This is a genomic window from Neisseria oralis (assembly GCF_045062685.1).
Lineage (GTDB): Bacteria > Pseudomonadota > Gammaproteobacteria > Burkholderiales > Neisseriaceae > Neisseria > Neisseria oralis.
Genome location: NZ_JBJGEB010000002.1, coordinates 12,416 through 33,187, shown reverse-complemented (window position 1 = coordinate 33,187; position 20,772 = coordinate 12,416). Strand labels below are relative to the sequence as shown.

Annotated in this window: 19 protein-coding genes; 15 read left to right on the top strand and 4 right to left on the bottom strand. The window is 51.4% G+C overall.

Annotated elements, in window-relative coordinates:
• Positions 1–366 precede the first annotated feature (366 nt).
• From leuD to leuC, 3 genes are all read right to left on the bottom strand, one after another.
• The gene (gene leuD, locus ACI43T_RS02115) at positions 367–1,008 is read right to left on the bottom strand and encodes a 3-isopropylmalate dehydratase small subunit (protein WP_405385410.1); all 642 of its coding nucleotides are present in this window, start codon (positions 1,006–1,008) and stop codon (positions 367–369) included.
• Between the two features lie 79 nt (positions 1,009–1,087).
• Complete coding sequence (locus ACI43T_RS02110; protein WP_293277865.1) at positions 1,088–1,309, bottom strand: membrane lipoprotein lipid attachment site-containing protein; 222 nt, start codon at positions 1,307–1,309, stop codon at positions 1,088–1,090.
• A gap of 101 nt (positions 1,310–1,410) precedes the next feature.
• Positions 1,411–2,820, bottom strand: coding sequence for a 3-isopropylmalate dehydratase large subunit (gene leuC / locus ACI43T_RS02105; protein WP_405385409.1), 1,410 nt, complete (start codon positions 2,818–2,820; stop codon positions 1,411–1,413).
• A gap of 267 nt (positions 2,821–3,087) precedes the next feature.
• Here leuC and gshA point away from each other — a divergent pair, with 267 nt between their 5' ends.
• The 4 genes from gshA (at position 3,088) to ACI43T_RS02085 (ending at position 8,036) form a co-directional block, all read left to right on the top strand.
• A complete protein-coding gene (gene gshA, locus ACI43T_RS02100) occupies positions 3,088–4,443 on the top strand; it encodes a glutamate--cysteine ligase (RefSeq protein ID WP_405385408.1) in 1,356 nt (451 codons plus the stop codon).
• A gap of 673 nt (positions 4,444–5,116) precedes the next feature.
• Positions 5,117–5,896, top strand: coding sequence for a (Fe-S)-binding protein (locus ACI43T_RS02095; RefSeq protein WP_314105754.1), 780 nt, complete (start codon positions 5,117–5,119; stop codon positions 5,894–5,896).
• A complete protein-coding gene (locus ACI43T_RS02090; RefSeq protein ID WP_405385407.1) occupies positions 5,893–6,594 on the top strand; it encodes a LutC/YkgG family protein in 702 nt (233 codons plus the stop codon). Before ACI43T_RS02095 ends, ACI43T_RS02090 begins: the two co-directional genes overlap by 4 nt.
• Complete coding sequence (locus ACI43T_RS02085) at positions 6,591–8,036, top strand: LutB/LldF family L-lactate oxidation iron-sulfur protein (protein WP_405385406.1); 1,446 nt, start codon at positions 6,591–6,593, stop codon at positions 8,034–8,036. The genes ACI43T_RS02090 and ACI43T_RS02085 overlap by 4 nt, the downstream gene beginning before the upstream one ends.
• Before the next feature lie 127 nt (positions 8,037–8,163).
• Here the strand turns inward: ACI43T_RS02085 and ACI43T_RS02080 are convergent, their stop codons facing one another.
• Positions 8,164–8,382 (bottom strand): YdcH family protein, encoded by a 219-nt coding sequence (locus ACI43T_RS02080; protein WP_009173620.1) that lies wholly within the window; start codon positions 8,380–8,382, stop codon positions 8,164–8,166.
• A gap of 195 nt (positions 8,383–8,577) precedes the next feature.
• Here ACI43T_RS02080 and ACI43T_RS02075 point away from each other — a divergent pair, with 195 nt between their 5' ends.
• From ACI43T_RS02075 to ACI43T_RS02025, 11 genes are all read left to right on the top strand, one after another.
• Entirely contained in the window at positions 8,578–9,327 is a 750-nt protein-coding gene (locus ACI43T_RS02075) for an NADPH-dependent oxidoreductase (protein ID WP_405385405.1), read from the top strand.
• On the top strand, positions 9,314–9,670 hold the full coding sequence (locus ACI43T_RS02070; RefSeq protein ID WP_405385404.1) for a hypothetical protein: 357 nt from the start codon (positions 9,314–9,316) through the stop codon (positions 9,668–9,670). Before ACI43T_RS02075 ends, ACI43T_RS02070 begins: the two co-directional genes overlap by 14 nt.
• 178 nt (positions 9,671–9,848) lie before the next feature.
• A complete protein-coding gene (gene glyA / locus ACI43T_RS02065) occupies positions 9,849–11,099 on the top strand; it encodes a serine hydroxymethyltransferase (RefSeq protein WP_405385403.1) in 1,251 nt (416 codons plus the stop codon).
• A gap of 515 nt (positions 11,100–11,614) precedes the next feature.
• Positions 11,615–13,162: an ABC transporter permease/substrate-binding protein gene (locus tag ACI43T_RS02060; protein WP_405385402.1), complete on the top strand. Its 1,548-nt coding sequence runs from the start codon at positions 11,615–11,617 to the stop codon at positions 13,160–13,162.
• A gap of 245 nt (positions 13,163–13,407) precedes the next feature.
• Complete coding sequence (locus ACI43T_RS02055; protein WP_405385401.1) at positions 13,408–14,076, top strand: DNA alkylation repair protein; 669 nt, start codon at positions 13,408–13,410, stop codon at positions 14,074–14,076.
• 36 nt (positions 14,077–14,112) lie between these two features.
• Positions 14,113–14,661 carry a MepB family protein gene (locus ACI43T_RS02050; protein WP_405385400.1) on the top strand — a complete coding sequence of 183 codons (549 nt, stop codon included), beginning with the start codon at positions 14,113–14,115 and terminating at the stop codon, positions 14,659–14,661.
• Between the two features lie 185 nt (positions 14,662–14,846).
• Complete coding sequence (gene tehA, locus ACI43T_RS02045) at positions 14,847–15,788, top strand: dicarboxylate transporter/tellurite-resistance protein TehA (RefSeq protein ID WP_405385399.1); 942 nt, start codon at positions 14,847–14,849, stop codon at positions 15,786–15,788.
• Between the two features lie 79 nt (positions 15,789–15,867).
• Complete coding sequence (locus ACI43T_RS02040; protein ID WP_377080061.1) at positions 15,868–16,314, top strand: hypothetical protein; 447 nt, start codon at positions 15,868–15,870, stop codon at positions 16,312–16,314.
• 21 nt (positions 16,315–16,335) lie between these two features.
• A complete protein-coding gene (locus tag ACI43T_RS02035; RefSeq protein ID WP_377080063.1) occupies positions 16,336–17,415 on the top strand; it encodes a hypothetical protein in 1,080 nt (359 codons plus the stop codon).
• A gap of 154 nt (positions 17,416–17,569) precedes the next feature.
• Entirely contained in the window at positions 17,570–18,859 is a 1,290-nt protein-coding gene (locus ACI43T_RS02030; protein ID WP_377080065.1) for a ferredoxin reductase family protein, read from the top strand.
• Positions 18,860–19,177: 318 nt separating this feature from the next.
• Positions 19,178–20,590: a Fic family protein gene (locus ACI43T_RS02025; RefSeq protein ID WP_377080067.1), complete on the top strand. Its 1,413-nt coding sequence runs from the start codon at positions 19,178–19,180 to the stop codon at positions 20,588–20,590.
• Positions 20,591–20,772 lie beyond the last annotated feature (182 nt).

The window sequence follows — 20,772 nt, the reverse complement described above, 5'->3', positions numbered from 1 at the left end:
TGTATTTCAATAGCTTTACTGCGCAGCTTCTCTAAGTATTTGGAGAGATAACCATCATTGTGTTCAGTATAGACCGTACTGCCGATGGATTGTTCGGTCAAATCGGAAAGCGAGTAAATATTGTCACGATAGCTTTTGCCGTACCTCCCTGGTCGGGTTGGTAATCGTGCTGCTGCATTGCAACATCGTACACGATATTATTTTCAGTGTAGACGGGTTTGGCTTAACTGGTGTGGCTGCTCTAGCGCGGTAGCGGTAATGTCTTGTGAAGTGATTTTTTTTTCACCAGTCTGATATGACTCCTGTATTCGGACCGATGCATAACAAAACAGGCAGCCTGTACAATCATTGCGGCTGCCTGCTGTTTTAGCTGTTAAACAGCCAAGGCTGGCTTCGGCGGCGTTTTTCTTCGAAATCGCGGATTTCGTCGGCATGTTGCAGGGTCAGGCCGATTTCGTCCAAACCGTTTAAGAGGCAGTGTTTGCGGTGCTCGGTAATGTCGAATTTGAACGTTTCTCCGCTAGGCGTGGTCAGGGTTTGCTCGGCAAGGTCGATGGAGAGCTGATAGCCTTCGTTGACTTCGACTTCTTTGAAAAGTTGGTCGACTTGTTCTTCGGTCAACACGATGGGCAGGAGGCCGTTTTTGTAGCAGTTGTTGAAGAAGATGTCGGCGAAGCTGGGGGCGATAACGGCGCGGAAGCCGTAGTCGTCCAATGCCCAAGGGGCGTGTTCGCGTGAGGAGCCGCAGCCGAAGTTTTTGCGCGTCAACAGGATTTGCGCGCCTTGGTAACGCGGCTGGTTCAGCGAGAAATCGGGGTTCAGCGGACGTTTGCTGTTGTCCATGCCCGGTTCGCCGTGGTCGAGATAACGCCATTCGTCAAAGGCATTGGGACCGAAGCCGCTTCGTTTGATGGATTTTAAAAATTGTTTGGGGATGATGGCGTCGGTATCGACGTTGCTGCGGTCGAGCGGAGCGACGATGGCGGTGATTTTGGTAAATGCTTTCATGTCTTCTTCGTCTTTTTGAGGCCGTCTGAAAACAGTGTTCGGGGTTGGCGAAATTCGTTTTCAAACGGCCTTTCTGCGATTATTCGGTAGCGTTTTCGAGTTTTTCGCCGACGTGGGAGATACCGCGTCCGACAGCGTTACCGCCCTTCTTCACGGCTTCTTTGGTGTTGTCCCAACCCCGTTCGGCGGCATTTTCTGTTTTGTCCCAGTTGCGTCCCGCATCTTCTTTCGTGCCGTGCCATGTGCTGGAACAGGCGGACAGGACGAGGGTGGCGAGGGCGGTAATCAAAAATTTGTTCATAGTTAAACTCCTTTGGTTTGCGGGTTGAAAGTGTTTCCCTCGGTCGGAGGGAAAATTTCAGACGGCCTTCTGTCTGGCTGTCGAAGCTTCTCTGAAAACTGTTATGCCATGGTGCGGATATCGGTAAAGTGTCCGGTTACGGCCGCCGCCGCCGCCATAGCGGGGCTGACAAGGTGCGTGCGCCCGCCGTTGCCTTGGCGGCCTTCGAAGTTGCGGTTGGAAGTGGAGGCGCAGCGTTGGCCCGGAGTGAGGCGGTCAGCGTTCATGGCGAGGCACATCGAGCAGCCCGGTTCGCGCCATTCGAAACCGGCGTCGATGAAGATTTTGTCCAAGCCTTCTTGTTCCGCCTGCCGTTTGACCAAGCCGGAACCGGGAACGATTAACACGCGCTGTACGTTGTTGGCTTTTTTACGGCCTTTGGCGATGGCGGCGGCTTCGCGCAAATCTTCGATGCGGCTGTTGGTGCAGGAGCCGATGAATACGATGTCGACGGGGATTTCGTTCAGCGGCGTACCGGCTTCCAAACCCATGTATTCGAGGGCGCGTTCCATGCCGCTGCGTTTGACGGGATCGGTTTCTTCGGCAGGATTCGGTACTTTGCCGCTGATGTCCAAAACCATTTCGGGCGATGTGCCCCATGTTACTTGCGGTTCGATGTCTTCGGCTTTGAAACGGTATTCTTTGTCGAATACCGCGCCTTCGTCGGAAACCAGCGTGCGCCAGTATTCGACGGCTTTGTCCCACGCTTCGCCTTTGGGTGCGAAGGGTTTGCCCTTAACATAGTCGATGGTGGTTTGATCGACGGCAACCATGCCGGAACGTGCCCCTGCTTCAATCGCCATGTTGCACAGGGTCATGCGGCCTTCCATCGAAAGGCTGCGGATAGCTTCGCCGCCGAACTCGATGGCGTAGCCCGTACCGCCTGCCGTGCCGATTTGTCCGATGATGTAGAGGGCGACGTCTTTAGCGGTAACGCCCGGTTTCAGACGACCTTCAACGGTAATTAGCATGGATTTGGATTTTTTCGCGGTAATACACTGGGTCGCCATGGTGTGTTCGACTTCGGAAGTGCCGATACCGTGTGCCAGTGCGCCGAATGCGCCGTGGGTAGAGGTGTGCGAGTCGCCGCAGACGACGGTCATGCCGGGCAGGGTCGCGCCTTGTTCCGGTCCCATAACATGAACGATGCCCTGACCTTTATCCATGAACGGGAAGTAGGCAAGTGCGCCGAACTCTTTGATATTTTTGTCCAAAGTATCGACTTGCAGCTTGGAAATCGGATCTTGGATACCTTTGTCCCAATCGCCGGTCGGGGTGTTGTGGTCGGCGGTGGAGACGACGCTGTCGATACGCCACAGCTTGCGTCCCGCCATTTTCAGGCCTTCAAATGCCTGCGGGCTGGTGACTTCGTGCACTAAATGGCGGTCGATGTAGAGCAAGACAGTGCCGTCTTCTTCTTCGCGGACGACGTGGCTGTTCCAGAGTTTGTCGTAGAGGGTTTGTGCGCTCATGATGGGTTATCTTTGCTTATTAATAATAGGAGTAGATGGTTTGTTTTGATGGGCGGATTTTAGGCTTTTTGCAGGGGTAGTGCAATAGAAACTTGTCTAATTTCTACATTTTCACATAAAAATCTAAAAATAACTTTCAAAAATTAGACAAATTGTAGAATTGTTGACAAAAAGAGGTATTTTATTTGAAACAATGCTTGTCGTACCGCCTAAAAAAGCACTATCATTTCCATCCGTATTCCACATCCGACATCAGAGGTATAGAGAATGAAATTACCGGTTATGGCTGCCGAACATCTGTCGCAACTTCAGGCGTTTGAAGCGAAAATCCTGTGCAACCACGCCAAAATCGAAGCATGGTTCCGTTCGCAATGGAATGCACACCGCCCGCCGTTTTACGGTTCGGTCGACATCCGCAATGCCGGTTACAAAATTTCGTCTATTGATATGAACCTGTTTCCCGGCGGTTTCAACAATCTGAATCCGAATTTCATCCCGCTGGCGGCAGTCGCAGCGCAAGATGCAGTGCAACGCGCCTGCGAAACGGCAAAATCCGTATTGATTATTCCCGAAAACCATACCCGCAACACGTTCTACCTGCAAAACGTTTACGCACTCAGCGAGATTTTGCGCTCGGCAGGGTATGAAGTCCGTTTGGGCAGCCTGAATCCGGAAGTTACCGAACCGACCGAGTTTGAAACCGCGTTAGGCGACAAAATCCTGCTGGAACCTTTATTGCGTACCCGCGAGCGCGTCCATCTTGCCGACGGCTTCTCGCCTTGCGTCGTCTTGTTGAACAACGACTTGTCCGCGGGCGTTCCCGATATTCTCAAAGACATCAGCCAAACCGTATTGCCTCCGCTGCACGGCGGTTGGACGACGCGCCGCAAAACAGAACATTTCAGCGCATACAACCAAGTCGCCGCCGAATTTGCCAAGCTGATTGACATCGACGAATGGCAGATTAACCCGTATTTCGAAAAAATCGGCGGTTTGGACTTCCAAGAACGCGAAGGCGAAGATGCGTTGGCGGAAGCGGTAGAACGCGTGCTGGCGAAAATTCAAGCCAAATACGACGAATTGGGCATTACCGACCAGCCTTTCGTGATCGTCAAAGCCGACGCGGGTACTTACGGCATGGGCGTGATGAGCGTCAAATCCGCCGACGAAGTGCGCGGGTTGAACCGCAAAAACCGCAACAAAATGGCGAAGGTGAAAGAAGGCTTGGAAGTCAGCGAAGTGATTGTCCAAGAAGGCATTTATACCTATGAAACCATGAACGGCGCGGTGAGCGAACCCGTCGTTTATATGATGGACCGTTTCGTTATCGGCGGCTTCTTCCGTGTACACGAAGGGCGCGGCGCGGACGAAAACCTCAACGCCGGCGGCATGGTGTTCGTCCCGCTGTCCAACAGCATTCCCACCGGCAGCGGCGACAACTCCCAAGAAGCCCCCGAAGCCTGCAAACGCGTATTCGAACAATGGGATTCGCTCGGTATGCCGCGTTCTGAAAAAGACTGCGACGTGGACAACGAACACAACCGCCTCTACGTTTACGGCGTAATGGCTCGCCTGTCGCTGCTTGCCGCCGCGCTTGAGTTGGAACAGACTGCGCCTATTTGATTATTTTGATATTAAGTTATTGAGTCCGTCCAAAGATTTATTATGCAAAAAGGTTTTTATTAAATTTTATTCATTAAAAATCAAATGCTTTCTCCTTTTCAAGTCAATAATCAAGGAGGATTGCTGCGACATTCAATAAGATAATCCACTCTAATCTTTTTCAAGGGCTGTGTTTGGGTAACGGATTGATGCTTCACACAAGTGTTATTCTCACGTAGGCGGGAATGGCAGCGAAGATGAACGCCGAATCCAAACACAGCCCTTAAAATAAGTTGATTTTTTTTTTTTTTTTTTGAACTTGGGCATGTCAATACCACCCTATCTTCATTAGCCTTTAAAATATTGATGTATATAATAATGTCAGTGTCCTTTATCAGACGGCCTGTTCAGATATAAACATATCTGCATCTATGTAATGTACCACGGTTAAAACTCAAAACCGGATACATTATCCTCACGTTCTGCAAACTATTAATTTATTATTAAAAAGTAATAAATACTAATAATACCTATTATCATTATTATCTAATTCTTTATTTAATAAGTATTTCGGTATACATCTACTCATACGAAATATTGTTTTCTTAAATTTAACTTGACCGACTACAAACGATTACTTAAAGTGTCGGGAAATTTTTTTCCAATAAAACGGCCGATTGGCCTGATACAAAAAATGAGCACAATCACCCCGCCCCAAATCACCACATTCGACAACAAGCCGACCGATGTTTATTTCTTCGGCACCTGCGTCCTCGATATTTTCATGCCTGAAGCGGGCATGGATGCCATTACTTTAATCGAGCAGCAAGGCATACGGGTTCATTACCCGATGGCGCAAAGCTGCTGCGGCCAACCCGCCTACTCTTCCGGTCATCCGACTGAAGCGTTTGATGTCGCCAAAGCGCAACTCGACCTTTTCCCTGAAAACTGGCCAATCGTCGTACCGTCCGGCTCGTGCGGCGGCATGATGAAACATCACTGGCCTACCCTGTTTAAAAATACAGAATACGAATCCAAAGCGGTGGATTGTGCCAACCGCATCATTGAGTTTACTCATTTCTTGCTTGCCATCGGCTACAAACCTGAAGACAAAGGCGAACCGGTCAAAGTCGCCGTCCACACTTCCTGCGCCGCCCGCCGCGAAATGAACGTCCATATTTCAGGCTGGCAGTTGATTGACGGCATGGAAAACGTTGAACGTATCGTTCACGACCATGAAAGCGAATGCTGCGGCTTTGGCGGTACATTCTCTGTCAAACAGGCCGATATTTCCGGCGCGATGGTAACAGACAAAGTTGCCGCGCTGAAAGAAACCGGTGCGACCGAAATCATCAGCGCGGACTGTGGCTGCATGATGAACATCGGCGGCAAAATCGCTAAAGACGAGCCGAATATGCCGCGTCCGAAACACATCGCATCCTTCTTGTTGGAACGTACCGGAGGCAAAGCATGAGCGCGCGCGAAAATATTTTGGCAAAACTGAAAAAAGCCGACGCATTGCCGATGGAAGAGCCTGCGGTTTTTGATTATTACCGTGAAATGGGTGTTTCTTGGGACAGCGAAGTTGAGCGTCTGAAACATTGGGCTGCCGCTATGCGCGCCGTCAAAACTGAAATTTATTGGGTGACCAAAACCGGCTGGCCGCAAGTATTCCGTCAAGCTGCCGAAGGCAAAGGTTTGAAAAACATCCTGCTGCCGTTGGCGACTGAACACGGACAAATCGCCCGTGCCGCGCTGGTGGACAGCAATATCGAACCGATTGCTTTCGAGCGCGAAATCGATACTTGGAAAACCAAGTTCTTCACAAACATCGATGCAGGCTTTAGCGGCTCGCAATGCGGCATCGCCCGCACCGGCACACTGATGCTGTTTTCCAGCCCCGAAGAACCGCGTACTTTAAGCCTTGTTCCGCCCGTGCATTTCTGCCTGTTTGATACGGCGAAAATGTATAACGAATTTCACAACGCCGTCGAAGGCGAAAAACTGGTAGAAAACGGTATGCCGACCAATGTTTTCCTGATTTCCGGCCCGTCCAAAACCGCAGACATCCAACTGACGCTTGCTTACGGCGCGCACGGTCCGCGTGATTTAGTCATTCTCGCCATTTTGCCTGAACACATTTCCCCTGCCGATTTGGAGGAAAACGCATGACTACGCAAACCATCAAGTTCCACATGAAGCCGGAAACTTTCAAACAAAACGCTGCAATTTCCCTTCAAGACAAACCTTTGCGTAAAAGCCTGCGTACCGCTATGGATATGCTGATGACTAAGCGCAAAGCCGTTTTGACCGACGAAGAAGAGTTGCAAAGCCTGCGTGATTTGTGCGAACACGTCCGTCAACGTTCTCTGTCCAAATTGCCTGCCCTGCTGGAGCAGTTGGAAGAAAACCTGACTAAGCTGGGCGTAAAAGTACACTGGGCGGAAACTCCGGCCGAAGCCTGCCAAATCATCCATGACATCATTACTGCCAAAAACGGCAAGCTGATGGTCAAAGGCAAATCCATGGTCAGCGAGGAAATCGAGCTGAACCATTATCTTGAAGCAAAAGGCATTAAAGCGGTGGAAAGCGACTTGGGTGAGTTTATCGTCCAAATGGCAGGCGAAAAACCGACCCATATCGTGATGCCCGCCATTCACAAAACCAAAGAACAGGTTAGCGAACTTTTCCACCAAAATCTTGGAACTCCCTTAACGGACGACGTAGACCAACTGACCGGCTTCGCCCGTAAAGCCTTGCGCGATATTTACAGCACTGCCGATGTCGGCTTGAGCGGCGTAAACTTTGCTGTTGCAGAAACAGGTACGTTGTGTCTGGTTGAAAACGAAGGCAACGGTCGCTTGAGCACCACCGTTCCGCCCGTGCATATCGCCATTACCGGTATTGAAAAAGTTGTCGCCAAGCTGTCTGATGTTCCGCCTTTGTACAGCCTGCTGCCGCGTTCCGCCATTGGTCAGAACATTACCACCTATTTCAACATGATTACCGGCCCGCGCCGTAGTGAAGAATTAGATGGTCCGCAGGAAATGCACTTGGTTCTGCTCGACAACGGCCGCAGCCAAGCCTATGCCGAAGACCAAATGCGCCGCACCTTGCAATGCATCCGTTGTGGCGCGTGTATGAACCATTGTCCGGTTTATACCCGTATCGGTGGCGCGGCATACGGCACAACCTATCCCGGCCCTATCGGCGAGATTATTTCCCCACACCTGTTGGGTCTGGATGCTACCCGCGACCTGCCGACCGCCTGTACCATGTGCGGCGCGTGTGTGGAAGTTTGTCCGGTGCGTATCCCGATTACCGAGCAAATGCAGCGTTTGCGTGTCGAAGCACAACGTTCACCTTCCGAAGTTGTGCCACATCCTATCCGCGGACAAGGCGCATCGCATACCTTCGGCGAACAAATGGCATGGCGCACATTCAACGGCATTTTCAGCGGCAGCAAAGCCTACCGCGCCTTCGGTTGGGCGGCCACCAAATTCCGTGCATTGACACCGAGCAAGCAACTGGGCTGGACGGACAACCGCGTTCCGATGAAACCTGCCAAGAAAACGCTGCATGAAATGATGGCGGAAAAAATGAGGAACAAATAAAACAATCCGTATAATGCTCAATCGCGGCATGGTTAGATGTTTGAAACCATGCCGCGATTGTCTTTTACCGTAAGCCATAACAAAAGGCCGTCTGAATTTCAGACGGCCTCATTGTCCGACCGACGGTTTATTTACCGTCAGCCTTTCTCAGAATTTCGTATAAACGGTCTTTCAACTGCAATTTCTGTTTTTTCAATTCTTCAATTTCGTCCAACCCGCCGGTAACAGGGTTGTTGACCAAACCTGTGATTTTATCGTCCAGTTCGTTGTGTTCGTCGAACAAGCGTGCAAAGTGAGCGTCTTCTTGTTTCAATTTGGCAATTAAATCGCGGTATTCCGGGAACATTTCGCTTCCTCTCTTTATGATGGATTAACAGTCAAACAGAACATTCTGTTTCCTTTTTTCATTATAACAAAGGCAGCGTTTTTATCCAGTGTTTGACACGAATAATTACAGGGAGTTTCAGACGGCCTCACACCGGCTGGACGGAGCGGACGGACGGGCATAAAATCAAAGAACGCAACATTAGACACCGCCGCTATGAAACCCGCCGTCGAAACCATCAAAAATCATCGTGCATTCCGCCATTTCAAATCCGACCGGCCGCTTGCCGTCGAAGAAATACAAACCATTATAGACTGCGCCCGTCAGGCGCCTTCTTGGATGAACGGGCAGCATTACACCATCATCAATATCACATCGCCCGAACTGCGCGCAAGAATTGCCGCGCTGCAACCGGCCAATCCGCAGATTGCGTCTTGCAGCACATTTCTGATTTTTATCGCCGACCTGCACCGCGCGAAGCTGTGTTCGGAAGCATACGACGGAACATTCGCCGCGGCAGGACATTCCGACAGCCTGATTACCGCCGTTACCGATGCTTCGCTGGCCGCGCAAAATGCCGTGGTTGCGGCGGAAAGTTTGGGATACGGTACATGCTTTATCGGCGGCATCCGTTTTATTGCCGACGACATTATCGGCTTGTTGCAACTGCCCGAACATACTTTTCCCCTGTTCGGCCTCTGCATCGGCGTACCCGACATAGAGATGCGCGTCAAACCGCGTCTGCCTGAAAACACGGTTTATGCGGAAAACCGTTATCCCGACGACGCCATACTTTCAGACGGCCTGAAGCAATACGAGCAAACCATGACCGAATTCGGCGAAGCACGCGAAACACTGCCGTACCGCGAAAAATTCGCCCGTTATTACAGCAGCGCCGAACCCAAAAACGAGCCGCTGATTTACCGCCAAGGCTGGCTGGTGCCGCATCGAGATGAAAAAATTTAAACATGTCTACGGACTGAACGGACAATTCGTCCTGCTTGAGGACAGTTCCTACTGGATGCCGGTAAACGATGCGGACTGGGACAATACACCGATATTGGACGAAGATTTTTTCCTGAACACCGAACCGGTTTACTCGCCCGATGCACAAATGCCACAGCTGGAATTGCCCGACAACATCAAGGTCTTCAGCGAAGAAGCGCGCACGTTGGACCGCAAGCGGCTGGAAGCGCTCGCTTTAATGGAGCTGGCAAAAAATCTGAAAGCGGCGCAGGCGGAATATGATTTGGAAAAACTGATTGAAAAAATAGATTTCCATTTAAAACAAGATGATATATTTCAATAAAATCCGCCGCCGCTTTTTACCGCCGCATACGTTAAAACACAACGAGGCCGTCTGAAACAGCGGTTTTCAGACGGCCTTGCCGATAAATTTTGTTGACAATTCTTCTTATTTTGATACATTGACAGCCTGATTCTGCAAGCCGATTCCGTTAGTTATCCATCCCCAAAGGACTCAAAAAATGTTTTCTAAAAGCGTAACCATCCAACAATACGATCCCGAACTGGCGGCTGCGATCTCCGCCGAAAACCAACGCCAGCAAGACCACGTCGAGCTGATTGCTTCTGAAAACTATGTCAGTTGCGCCGTTATGGAAGCACAAGGATCGCAACTGACCAACAAATACGCTGAAGGCTACCCCGGCAAACGCTACTACGGCGGCTGCGAATACGTCGATATTGCAGAACAGCTTGCCATCGACCGCGTGAAAAAACTGTTCGGTGCCGAATACGCCAATGTTCAGCCGCATTCCGGCTCGCAGGCCAATCAAGCGGTTTACACTTCCGTATTGCAGCCCGGCGACACCATTTTGGGCATGAGCCTCGCCCACGGCGGCCACCTGACCCACGGTGCCAGCGTCAATATTTCCGGCAAACTCTACAATGCCGTTACTTACGGTTTGGACGAAAACGAAGTATTGGACTACGCCGAAGTCGAACGCCTGGCCTTGGAACACAAACCGAAAATGATTGTCGCCGGCGCATCGGCCTACGCTTTGGTTATCAACTGGGCGCGCCTGCGCGAGATTGCCGACAAAGTCGGCGCGTATCTCTTTGTCGATATGGCGCACTATGCCGGCCTGATTGCCGCCGGAGAATATCCCAACCCCGTCCCCTTTGCCGATTTCGTAACCACCACCACCCACAAAACCCTGCGCGGCCCGCGCGGCGGCGTGATTCTGTGCCGCGACACCACTCATGAAAAAGCCCTCAACTCCGCCATCTTCCCCAGCCTGCAAGGCGGCCCGCTGATGCACGTTATCGCCGCCAAAGCCGTAGCCTTTAAAGAAGCTCTGCAACCCGAGTTTAAAGAATACGCCAAACAGGTCAAAACCAATGCCGCGGCAATGGCGGAAGAACTCATCAAACGCGGCCTGCGCATCGTCTCCGGCCGCACCGAAAGCCATGTTTTCCTCGTTGACCTCCAACCGATGAAAATCACCGGCAAAGCCGCCGAGGCCGCATTGGGCAAAGCGCATATCACCGTCAACAAAAACGCCATTCCCAACGATCCGGAAAAACCGTTCGTTACTTCCGGCATCCGCATCGGTTCCGCTGCTATGACCACCCGCGGCTTTACAGAAGCCGACGCGCGCGAACTGGCCAACCTGGTGGCCGACGTATTGGCCAATCCCGATGACGAAGCCAACCTGGCTAAAGTTCGCGCAGCCGTTACCGCCTTGTGCGACAGACACCCCGTTTACGGCGCATAAGCCAAACCGGCAATCATACGCAAAGGCCGTCTGAAACGATTTTTCAGACGGCCTTCCAGTCTGTCCGAAGCCGCAAAGCCGATTCCGTTCGAACCCGCCAGCTGGCTACGGTTCAATCCCCCCCCAGTTTCGACAACGCATCACAGGCAACAAATACCATGTCAGCATGACAACCCCAATGTACTACACCAACATGCGTCCCACTTTGGGATAAAATATTTATTTCTTTTTTTCCACAAATTCTCCCTCAAACAGCGTTAAATACATCCTAAACCTTATGGATCCATTGTCAGCACACCGTGATAAAAAGCAGCAGAATTATGGAAGAACGGGGAAGCCTGGTGTTTCGGACGCATGAGTGAAAGGCAGAAAGGCCGTCTGAAATCCTGTCGCAATGGATTTTCAGACGGCCTTTCTTCATCACGCCATATAGTCCTAACCCCAGTCCGCAAACTGTCCACACTCGGCCGCTTACGTTATACTGTCGACAATATTTTCAATTATGACAATCCCTTATGTCCGATTTCCTTCCCGTCCCGCCAGCCGAACTGTGGCAGGCGACGCTTGAACACCTCCGCCTCTCCCTGATTGCCCTACTTTGCGCAGTCGCACTTGCCGTACCGCTGGCCGTGTGGCTGGCGGACAAACGGCGTTGGGCGGAAGGTGTTTTGCAAGTAACCAATATCCTGCAAACCATTCCGTCCCTCGCGTTGCTTGGTTTGCTGATTCCCTTTGTCGGCATCGGTTCGCCGCCGGTTTTGATTGCGCTGACGCTCTACGCCCTGTTGCCGATTTTTCAGAATACCTATCTCGGTTTGAGCCAAATCGATCCCGCCATCAAAGAAGCGCACACCGCGTTTGGTTTGTCCCGTTGGCAGGCGTTGTGGCGCATCGAATTGCCGATGGCGCTGCCCGCCATGATTTCCGGCATCCGCACCGCGTCCGTATTGATTATCGGCACGGCGACACTCGCCGCGCTCATCGGTGCGGGCGGTTTGGGCAACCTGATTTTGCTCGGCATCGACCGCAACAACATGGCGATGACGTTTACCGGCGCGTTGCTGTCCGCCCTGCTCGCCGTATTGGTCAGCGGCGGCATCGTTCTACTACAAAAGTCCAAACACAAACTGTCGATTACCGCCGCTCTGCTTATCGTACTCAGCACAATCAGCTTCTCACACGTTTTTCAGAATACGGAACCTGCCCGCGGTACGGTCTCCCAAAGCAAAATCACCATCGCAGGCAAACTCGGCAGCGAACCCGACATCCTCATCAATATGTACAAACAGTTGATTGAAGAAAATAATCCGCGCGCGCAAGTGATGCTCAAACCCAATTTCGGCAAAACTTCATTTCTGTTTAATGCCTTAAACAGCGGCGAAATTGATATTTATCCCGAATTTACCGGTACCGTCCTCGAAAGTCTGGTCAAAGTCCCTGCCGAACAGCAAAACCGCCGCCTTTCCCCCGAACAAACCTATCAAACTGCCAAAGACCTGCTCGCCCGACAGCACCGGCTGACCTTTTTGCCGCCGATGGCATACCAAAACACCTACGCCCTCGCCGTCAGCCAAGACTACGCCGCTTCGCACAATCTGCACAAAATATCCGACCTCAAACGCGTGCAAAACCAAATCCGTGCCGGCTTTACCCTCGAATTTACCGACCGCGCCGACGGCTACAAGGGTCTGCAACAACACGGCATACAGTTTAGACACCTCTCGACGCTCGAACCCGCCCTGCGCTACACCGCCCTCCTAAACGGCAAAATCGACCTTGTCGAAGCCTATTCCACCGACAGCGACCTCAAACAATACCGCCTCGCCGTCCTTTCAGACGACATCGCCCTTTTCCCCTCCTACCAAGGCGCGCCGCTGATGAAAACCGAGTTTGCCGAACAGCATCCCGACATCGTGAACGCATTGAACAAACTGGCAGGTAAAATCAGCGAAGCCGAAATGACCGAAATGAACTACCGCGTGAAGGTGGGCGGAGAAAAACCAGCGGACGTGGCGCGGGATTATTTGCAGAAAAACGGTTTGATAAACGGAGCGGGGAAATAACGTTTGAGGTCGTCTGAAAAGTGGTTTTCACGCTATCAAAGCAAGTTTTCAGACGACAAAGAAATGGAAAAAACACCGTTGGAATTCCGCAAGGAATTTCAGCAGTCGTAGGCCGGATACCTAGCCCCGACATTTTCAGCTGCCTTGCGCCACTTAAATGCTGCCTGAAAAAGCAGCCTGCACCTTAATTCAAAACCCTTTCAGACGGCCTGAACCCCGCCCGTTCCCAAGACAAGGAAAACCATATGGACTACCCCGCCCTGCTCGCCGTCCTGCAACAACACGCCAACCCTGAACGCGCCATGCCAATGCAGGCATACATGAAACACCGCTTTGCCTATTTGGGCATCGGCAAACCGGAGCTTGCCCGCCTGTGCCGCCCGTTTTTCAAAGAGGCCGCCAAACAGCCGGTCGATTGGGATTTCGTGCGCCGCTGCTGGGACGACCCGCACCGCGAATTACAATACGCCGCGCTCGAATACCTGAAAAAAATGCAGCTGCACCTGACCCCGCAGGACATCCCGCGTTTGCAAACGCTGATTACCGAAAAATCATGGTGGGACAGTTCGGACGTCCTCGATCGCATTGTCGGCGACATTGCCCTGCGCCACCCCGAAGTCAACACCGTCCTATTGGCATGGAGCACGGACGACAACATCTGGCTGCGCCGCGTCGCCATCGACCACCAACTGCTCCGCAAACAACACACCGACACCGCGCTGCTGGAAAAAATCATCTGCAACAATCTGGGGCAAAAAGAATTTTTCATCAATAAAGCCATCGGCTGGGCATTGCGCGATTACAGCAAAACCAACCCCGAATGGGTACAAGGCTTTATCGACCACCACCGGCATGAAATGGCCAAACTGAGCCTGCGCGAAGCAGGTAAATACCTGCCGCCGAAGGCCGTCTGAAAAGCTGCCTAAGTCTTTAAATTTAAGGAGATTGGGATGACACCGAACAACCAAACGGGTGCATCTTGGTATGCGGACCCATCGCAGGGCAGCATACCCGATTCGTTTAACCTTTTTCAGGAACAATTCTTAAAGCCTTTGGGCAAAACCGCTGTGAACATCGAACGGGAAAAAGAAAGTGCCGAATACGGCGCGGTTCGTTTTGAAATGGACGGACAAACCTGTTTGTATCGTCAGGCCAAACATACGCCAAAAAAAGTCGGCCAATTTGTCGCGCTTTGGAAACGCCCGGCAATGTCCGGCGAAATCGCGCCGTTTGACTACGACGACGGCATTGATAAGGTGATTATCTTGGCAGAGGAACATCCGCGTTTCGGAGTGTTCGTTTTCCCATGTCGGCTGCTGGTCGAAAAAGATATTTTTTCTGAAAAATCAATAGGAGGAAAACGTGCGTTTCGGGTTTACGCGCCTTGGGTGATGCCGTCGGCGGCACAGGCCAAGCTAGCTAAAATTTGGCAATGCGATCACTTTGTGGAACTTACGGATACGACCCAAGGGCTGGTGCAATTAGCCAAGGTGCTTTAAGCCGAAAGGCCGTTTGAACGCCCCAAAGCAGCCTTACACTTTTCAGACGGCCTCAATAGGCAAGCTAGACTGACCAAACCCAACATTCTTAATCACTTAACAGTTTTGTTGGACCTGCCGGAATCTACGTTTACCAATTCAAATCCGCTATACTATAAATTTTTCCTTAAAACACACATCACAATATGAGTACCAAAAAATTTCCCATCCCCCTCAGCTATTTCAGCATGCCGTTGGGGCTTTTCGCGCTCGGTTTGTCTTGGCGTTACGGCGCGCGTATCGGGCTTTTGCTGACTTGGGCTGCGGAAACGCTGTTAGCCGCCGCCTTTGTGCTTTGGCTGATGCTGGTCATTGCCTACATCATCAAAATCCGTTTTTTCCGCCCCGAATTTTTGCAGGATTTGCAGGATTTGGTGCAATGCTGTTTCATCAGCGCGATTCCGATTACCGCTATGCTGGCAGGTTTGGCGGCACTGCCCTACCAAACGCTACTGGCAAAAGGGTTGATTTTGCTGGGAACGGCGGGGCAGTTGGCATTTGCCATGTACCGCGCAGGCGGCTTGTGGCGCGGCGTCCATACCCTTGACGCCACCACGCCGATTGTTTACCTGCCCACCGTTGCCACCAATTTTGTCAGCGCGACCGCAATGGCAGCATTGGGTTTGTCCGATTACGCCTGGCTGTTTTTGGGCGCGGGGATGTTTTCATGGCTTAGCTTGGAAGCCGCCATATTGAGCCGTTTGCGCACCGGCACACCCGTCAATGCCCCTGTGCGCGGTATTGTCGGCATTCAGCTTGCGCCCGCTTTTGTCGGCTGCGGCGCCTATTTTGCTGCATCAGGCGGACACATCGATACCTTCTCGTTGCTTCTAATCGGCTACGGCTGCCTGCAATTCCTGCTACTGCTGCGCCTTCTGCCCTGGATGCTGGAGAAAGGATTCAGCCCCAGCTTTTGGGGTTTCTCGTTCGGTTTGGCTGCAATGACGGGCTGCGGTTTCCATTTGATCGCCGAACAGCGTTTACTGTTTTTAGGCTATTTCCTCGCCACCGCAGGCTCCGGCTTGGTGATGCTGCTGTTGCTGGCGACTTTAAATTTGGCGAGACAAGGACGGTTGTTGGTGAAATGAAAAATCGTGCGGCTTAAAGGCGTGATAAAACGGACATGGTTTCAGGCCGTCTGAAAACTACATTTGGAAATTCAAACCGATGAAAATAAACCCTGAAAACGGCAGCATCATCCTGCCGGACGGCAACATTATTGGCGCACACACCACGCTTGATGACTGGATTGCATCCTTCCCAAAATCCAGCCCGAATCATCTGCAAGCGGGAATAACATTTTTCAGTTTGTCATTTACCAAACAGTCCGAACAATACACCCTTACCGCCCAGTTCGAGCAGCAGCGGCTAGAGCGCTTATCCATATTCTTCTGCCCGATAGGCGAAGACAATAGCTGGGCAGCATGGTCGGAGGAGCGCGAATTGCAACGTAGAAAACAGTTTGATCGATGGCTAGATAAACAACTGGGTGATGCCCCTTGTTCCATTAAAGCATCGTCATCCGGCAAATGCCGTCAATTCGCCTGGGGCAATGCGGGCGCGTATTACCACAATAAAGACGGCAGTACGATGATTGTCATCAGTTATCGCTGAACGCCTTACAAAGGACACCCCATGCACTACCAATCGCTAACCGCCGCGCTGGAACAATACAGCGGCAGCCTTACCCACTATCCCGCCTCCCCAAACAGCCTTGCCCTGCATATCGACCGTCAAACGCAAGGTCGTCTGAAACTCCACACACCCGACGGCATCAGCCTCAGCCTGACTTGCCAAGATGAACCCGTGCTCTGGTCGTTCCACAGCCACGATTTATACGACGTTTACCTCGTCCGCAGCTACGCCGAAAGCTGGCAGACATACCAACCCGTCGGGCACATCGGCAGCCGCGTAAACGAACATATCGCCCGCCAACCCGCCGCAAAGCAAGGCCTGTTTTGGAACAAATATTTCATCGAACAACTCGCCACCCACAACGCAGGACTGTTTGGCATCGGCGAATGGCACTTCGACTACCGCCCCGCCCAAACCCTGCCCCCGCAATGGGGTGAATGCTGGCACGACACCGCCGTAGGGCAGCCTGAAACCGACGAAAACTACCATAAATGGCTGTTTTCAGGCAGCCGTTTCGACGCGCTGGACAACAATTTTTATACCCAGACCGAACGCTTCATCGCCCTGAAAACCCACTACGCCGAAGACGGTCGTCTGAAATATTGGCGCAAACGCGCACAGCAAAACCAACTGCCGCCCGTCTTGGTGTACGAACTCTCCGCCCAGTCTGACCGCTGGCTGATTTTAGACGGACACCTGCGCCTCGCCGCCGCGCTTACCGAAGGGCAACTGCCGCCCCTGATTACCATCCAGGCCACCACCGCCCGAAACAGCCCGCAAACCGCCGCCGAACACGAAACCGCAAAAACCGCCGCCCTGTCGCAATACGAAAAAATCGCCCGACAAACCGACCACAATCCCCAAGCCCTAAACGCCGTCAGCCAACACATCATCCGCGCCTACGATACCCGCCCCTACCTGCTGCACACCACCCGCGCCGCCGCCGACATCGCCCCGAAAACCTGGCTGCAACAATTGCAAACCTACGCCGCACAACACGGTTTCGCCGAAGAATTTGAACGCGTTTGGACAACGGAATCATGGCCGATGAAACGGGTTGCTGCTTTTCAGGTCGTCTGAAAAGGTCAGGTTGTTTTAAACTTTTCAGACGACCTCAACAGGTAAACCCTTCCCACCCTGACCCACACCAATAATTTCCACCTAATTTTCCCCACATACAATCCCCACAAACGGCGCAGACCGCTTCATATTCCTATCCGTAAGGACCACTACCATGAAAAACATTAAATTTACCTTAGCCATATTCTTTGGCGGCATCTTCGCTTTATGGCTGCTTGCTACATCATTTCCAGATCAGTGGGGCGTATTTCCCGTACGCAACCTATTGCTGCAACTCACAGGCACCATCAGCATACTGGCCATGAGTGCCTGCCTGATACTTGCCGTGCGCCCCAAAATACTGGAGACCCCGCTCGGCGGGCTGGACAAAATGTACCGCCTGCACAAATGGTTCGGCATCATTGCCCTTTCAGGCAGCATCCTGCACTGGACCAGTAAGCAATTCCCCAAATGGCTGGTAAAGCTCGGTCTGTTTGACGGCAAAAAGCCGCCGCGTCCGCCGATGCAGGAAATATTGACATTAAAAGATTGGCTGGCTACCCAACGCCACTTTGCCGAAGAAGTTGGCGAAATCGCTTTTTATGTTGCCCTCGTCCTGCTTGTCGCCGCCCTCATCAAACGCATACCCTACCGCTGGTTTGCCAAACTCCACATACTTATCGTCCCCGTTTATCTCGCGCTCGTGTGGCACACCATCGTACTGGCAAATTTTGCCTACTGGTCGCAACCGCTGGGCTGGCTGCTCATCGCCGCCTTGCTTGCAGGCATCGCCTGCTCGCTGATTGCCCTATTCAAACGCATCGGCAAACCGCAAAACGCCACCGTATCCTCCCTAAATCAAAACGGCAATCTGCTCTCCCTGACCCTGAACGCCCCGAAATGGCAGGGACACCGCGCAGGTCAATTCCTCTTTTTACGCGCACACGGAGAAAGCCACCCCTTCACCATCGCCTCCGACTGGCAGCCTGATAACCAACAACTCACGCTCGTGATCAAAGACTTGGGCGACTACACCCACCGCCTGCCGCAACGCCTGAACATCGGCGACACCGTTCAAATCGACGGCGCATACGGACGTTTCGACTTTTCCGACAAGCAAGCGCAAATCTGGGTCAGCAACGGCATCGGCTTTACCCCTTTTCTCGCACGACTCAACGAACTCGCCAAACAGCCCGCCACCCAGCCAATAGACTGGTTTCATGCCGATAGAAACCTGCCTGCCGAAACGCTCGCCCACTGGCAAAATTTAGCGCAGCAAGCCAATGTCAATTTCCACTATATCCCCTCCGAAACCCAAAGGCTCACCGCCGAACATATCGGCCAAACCGTCCGCGACAGCACAAACCGCAGCCTATGGCTCTGCGGCAGCCGCAGTTTCACACGCAGCATCTCAGGCAGCCTGAAAACGCGGTCGCAACATTTAGAGTTCTTTGAATTCCGCTAAACGGTTGTAGGTGGTGCAAGGTATCCTCAAAGTACAACCTTAACTGAGTCCAAACAAAAGCAGTCCGCACCTTCAAAATGAAGTTGCGGACTGCTTTTTTTGCTTTTCAGACGACCTTTACAGCTAATCTAAAAAAGGCCGTCTGAAAACAATAAATACTGCCTGAACCAGTTATTTTTTTCAAGATGGTAGATACCACCCTCCTCTATTTATGAAGACTATGCTTACTTACCAATTTTCATTTTAATACTTTTCACCTCTCTAAAATTTGACTAAAATAACTCAATTATAAAAAATTGCGCGATTTTGGTATTTATCATGAAAATCTCCAGGCCTCCGGAATTTGCCCTGTTGCAGCAGGAATATGTACAGCATCTTACCGAAAAGATGGTGCAAACCGCCGAGCTGTTTCACTCCGCCACTGACAATCCCGACATGGATATTTCAAATTTTCTTACTGAAATCAAAGATTATTCTGAATTCTCCGTAACCGATGAAAACGGAACCTACCTGCATTGGGACAAATTCCGCCGAATTCATACGGAGGACACACGAATGAAATGGCGCGCCGTCAAGGAGAGCCGCATGAAAATCCAAAAACCGATTGATTTTCCGTTCAGGCATCGGTTTTGGTTCTGCATTCCCGACTCCTTGCAGGCACGGCTTCATTTGATTGACAAAAGCTGCGGCAGCACTATCGGCACGTCCAGTCTGGGCGGCTTCGGCAGAAGCGAGCAAAATAGGTTTCTGCTCAAATCCCTGATTATGGAAGAAGCGATTACATCCGCCCAACTGGAAGGCGCGGCCACCACGCGCAAAGTGGCCAAGGATATGCTCAAATCGCAGCGCAAGCCCAAAACCAAAGACGAAATCATGATAGTGAACAACTATCACCTGATGAAAAAAGCGGTGGAATTGAAAAATACGTCGTTGAGCGTTGAAATGATTTTGGATTTACACCGCATTGCCACCAGTAACGCCATTGAAAACAAGGCCGAGCCCGGGCAATTCAGGCGGGACAACGAAATCTTTATCGCCGATAACGACGGCAATAGCCTGTACCAACCGCCGCCGCACGGGCAGGTTCATACGCTGATGGAAGCGGTATGCACGTTTGCCAACAACACTTATGACGGCTCAGAAAATCCGTTTATTCATCCGGTTGTCCAAGCAATTATTCTGCATTTCCTCATCGGCTATATCCACCCGTTCGGCGACGGCAATGGGCGGACGGCGCGGGCTTTGTTCTATTGGTTTATGCTCAAAAACGGCTACTGGCTGTTTGAATACATATCCATCAGCCGTCTGCTGAAAAACGCCCCTGCCCAATACGCCAAATCCTATCTGCATGCAGAAACCGACGATTTGGATTTAACCTATTTCATCTATTACCAATGCGACATTATCAAGCGGGCAGTTACCGATTTGGAAAACTATATTTCCGACAAACAAAAACACCAGCAGGAATTCAAAGCAGCGATTGCCCAGTATACCGAAAAGATAGGAAAGTTGAACCAGCGGCAAATCGGCATCCTGCAAAAAGCGGTGGAAGAAAGCGGAAAAATCTTTACTGCACAAGAAATTGCAAACCAATACGGTATTTCTTTAAATACTGCCCGCAGCGATTTAAGCAAACTTGGAGAATATAGATTCCTAGTACCATTCAAATCAGGGAATGCTTTAGAATATGTTGCCCCGCAGGACTTATTGGAAAGATTGGAGAGAAAATAGTTTGGCAGCCGCCTAAAGGGGCGGCCTTAGCCGAGTCCAAACAAAAGCAGTCCGCATCTTCAAAATGAAGTTGCGGACTGCTTTTTATTTTTCAGACGACCCTTACAATCAACCTGACGACTTGGGTAATTTTATTGTCTAAGTAGGTAGATTAGGTTGATAAATCCAACGTTTTAGATAGA

Excerpts from the sequence above, each read along its gene's own strand:
- leuD (WP_405385410.1), bottom strand. The coding sequence starts at position 1,008 with ATGAAAGCATTTACCAAAATCACCGCCATCGTCGCTCCGCTCGACCGC.
- ACI43T_RS02110 (WP_293277865.1), bottom strand. The coding sequence starts at position 1,309 with ATGAACAAATTTTTGATTACCGCCCTCGCCACCCTCGTCCTGTCCGCC.
- leuC (WP_405385409.1), bottom strand. The coding sequence starts at position 2,820 with ATGAGCGCACAAACCCTCTACGACAAACTCTGGAACAGCCACGTCGTC.
- gshA (WP_405385408.1), top strand. The coding sequence starts at position 3,088 with ATGAAATTACCGGTTATGGCTGCCGAACATCTGTCGCAACTTCAGGCG.
- ACI43T_RS02095 (WP_314105754.1), top strand. The coding sequence starts at position 5,117 with ATGAGCACAATCACCCCGCCCCAAATCACCACATTCGACAACAAGCCG.
- ACI43T_RS02090 (WP_405385407.1), top strand. The coding sequence starts at position 5,893 with ATGAGCGCGCGCGAAAATATTTTGGCAAAACTGAAAAAAGCCGACGCA.
- ACI43T_RS02085 (WP_405385406.1), top strand. The coding sequence starts at position 6,591 with ATGACTACGCAAACCATCAAGTTCCACATGAAGCCGGAAACTTTCAAA.
- ACI43T_RS02080 (WP_009173620.1), bottom strand. The coding sequence starts at position 8,382 with ATGTTCCCGGAATACCGCGATTTAATTGCCAAATTGAAACAAGAAGAC.
- ACI43T_RS02075 (WP_405385405.1), top strand. The coding sequence starts at position 8,578 with ATGAAACCCGCCGTCGAAACCATCAAAAATCATCGTGCATTCCGCCAT.
- ACI43T_RS02070 (WP_405385404.1), top strand. The coding sequence starts at position 9,314 with ATGAAAAAATTTAAACATGTCTACGGACTGAACGGACAATTCGTCCTG.
- glyA (WP_405385403.1), top strand. The coding sequence starts at position 9,849 with ATGTTTTCTAAAAGCGTAACCATCCAACAATACGATCCCGAACTGGCG.
- ACI43T_RS02060 (WP_405385402.1), top strand. The coding sequence starts at position 11,615 with ATGTCCGATTTCCTTCCCGTCCCGCCAGCCGAACTGTGGCAGGCGACG.
- ACI43T_RS02055 (WP_405385401.1), top strand. The coding sequence starts at position 13,408 with ATGGACTACCCCGCCCTGCTCGCCGTCCTGCAACAACACGCCAACCCT.
- ACI43T_RS02050 (WP_405385400.1), top strand. The coding sequence starts at position 14,113 with ATGACACCGAACAACCAAACGGGTGCATCTTGGTATGCGGACCCATCG.
- tehA (WP_405385399.1), top strand. The coding sequence starts at position 14,847 with ATGAGTACCAAAAAATTTCCCATCCCCCTCAGCTATTTCAGCATGCCG.
- ACI43T_RS02040 (WP_377080061.1), top strand. The coding sequence starts at position 15,868 with ATGAAAATAAACCCTGAAAACGGCAGCATCATCCTGCCGGACGGCAAC.
- ACI43T_RS02035 (WP_377080063.1), top strand. The coding sequence starts at position 16,336 with ATGCACTACCAATCGCTAACCGCCGCGCTGGAACAATACAGCGGCAGC.
- ACI43T_RS02030 (WP_377080065.1), top strand. The coding sequence starts at position 17,570 with ATGAAAAACATTAAATTTACCTTAGCCATATTCTTTGGCGGCATCTTC.
- ACI43T_RS02025 (WP_377080067.1), top strand. The coding sequence starts at position 19,178 with ATGAAAATCTCCAGGCCTCCGGAATTTGCCCTGTTGCAGCAGGAATAT.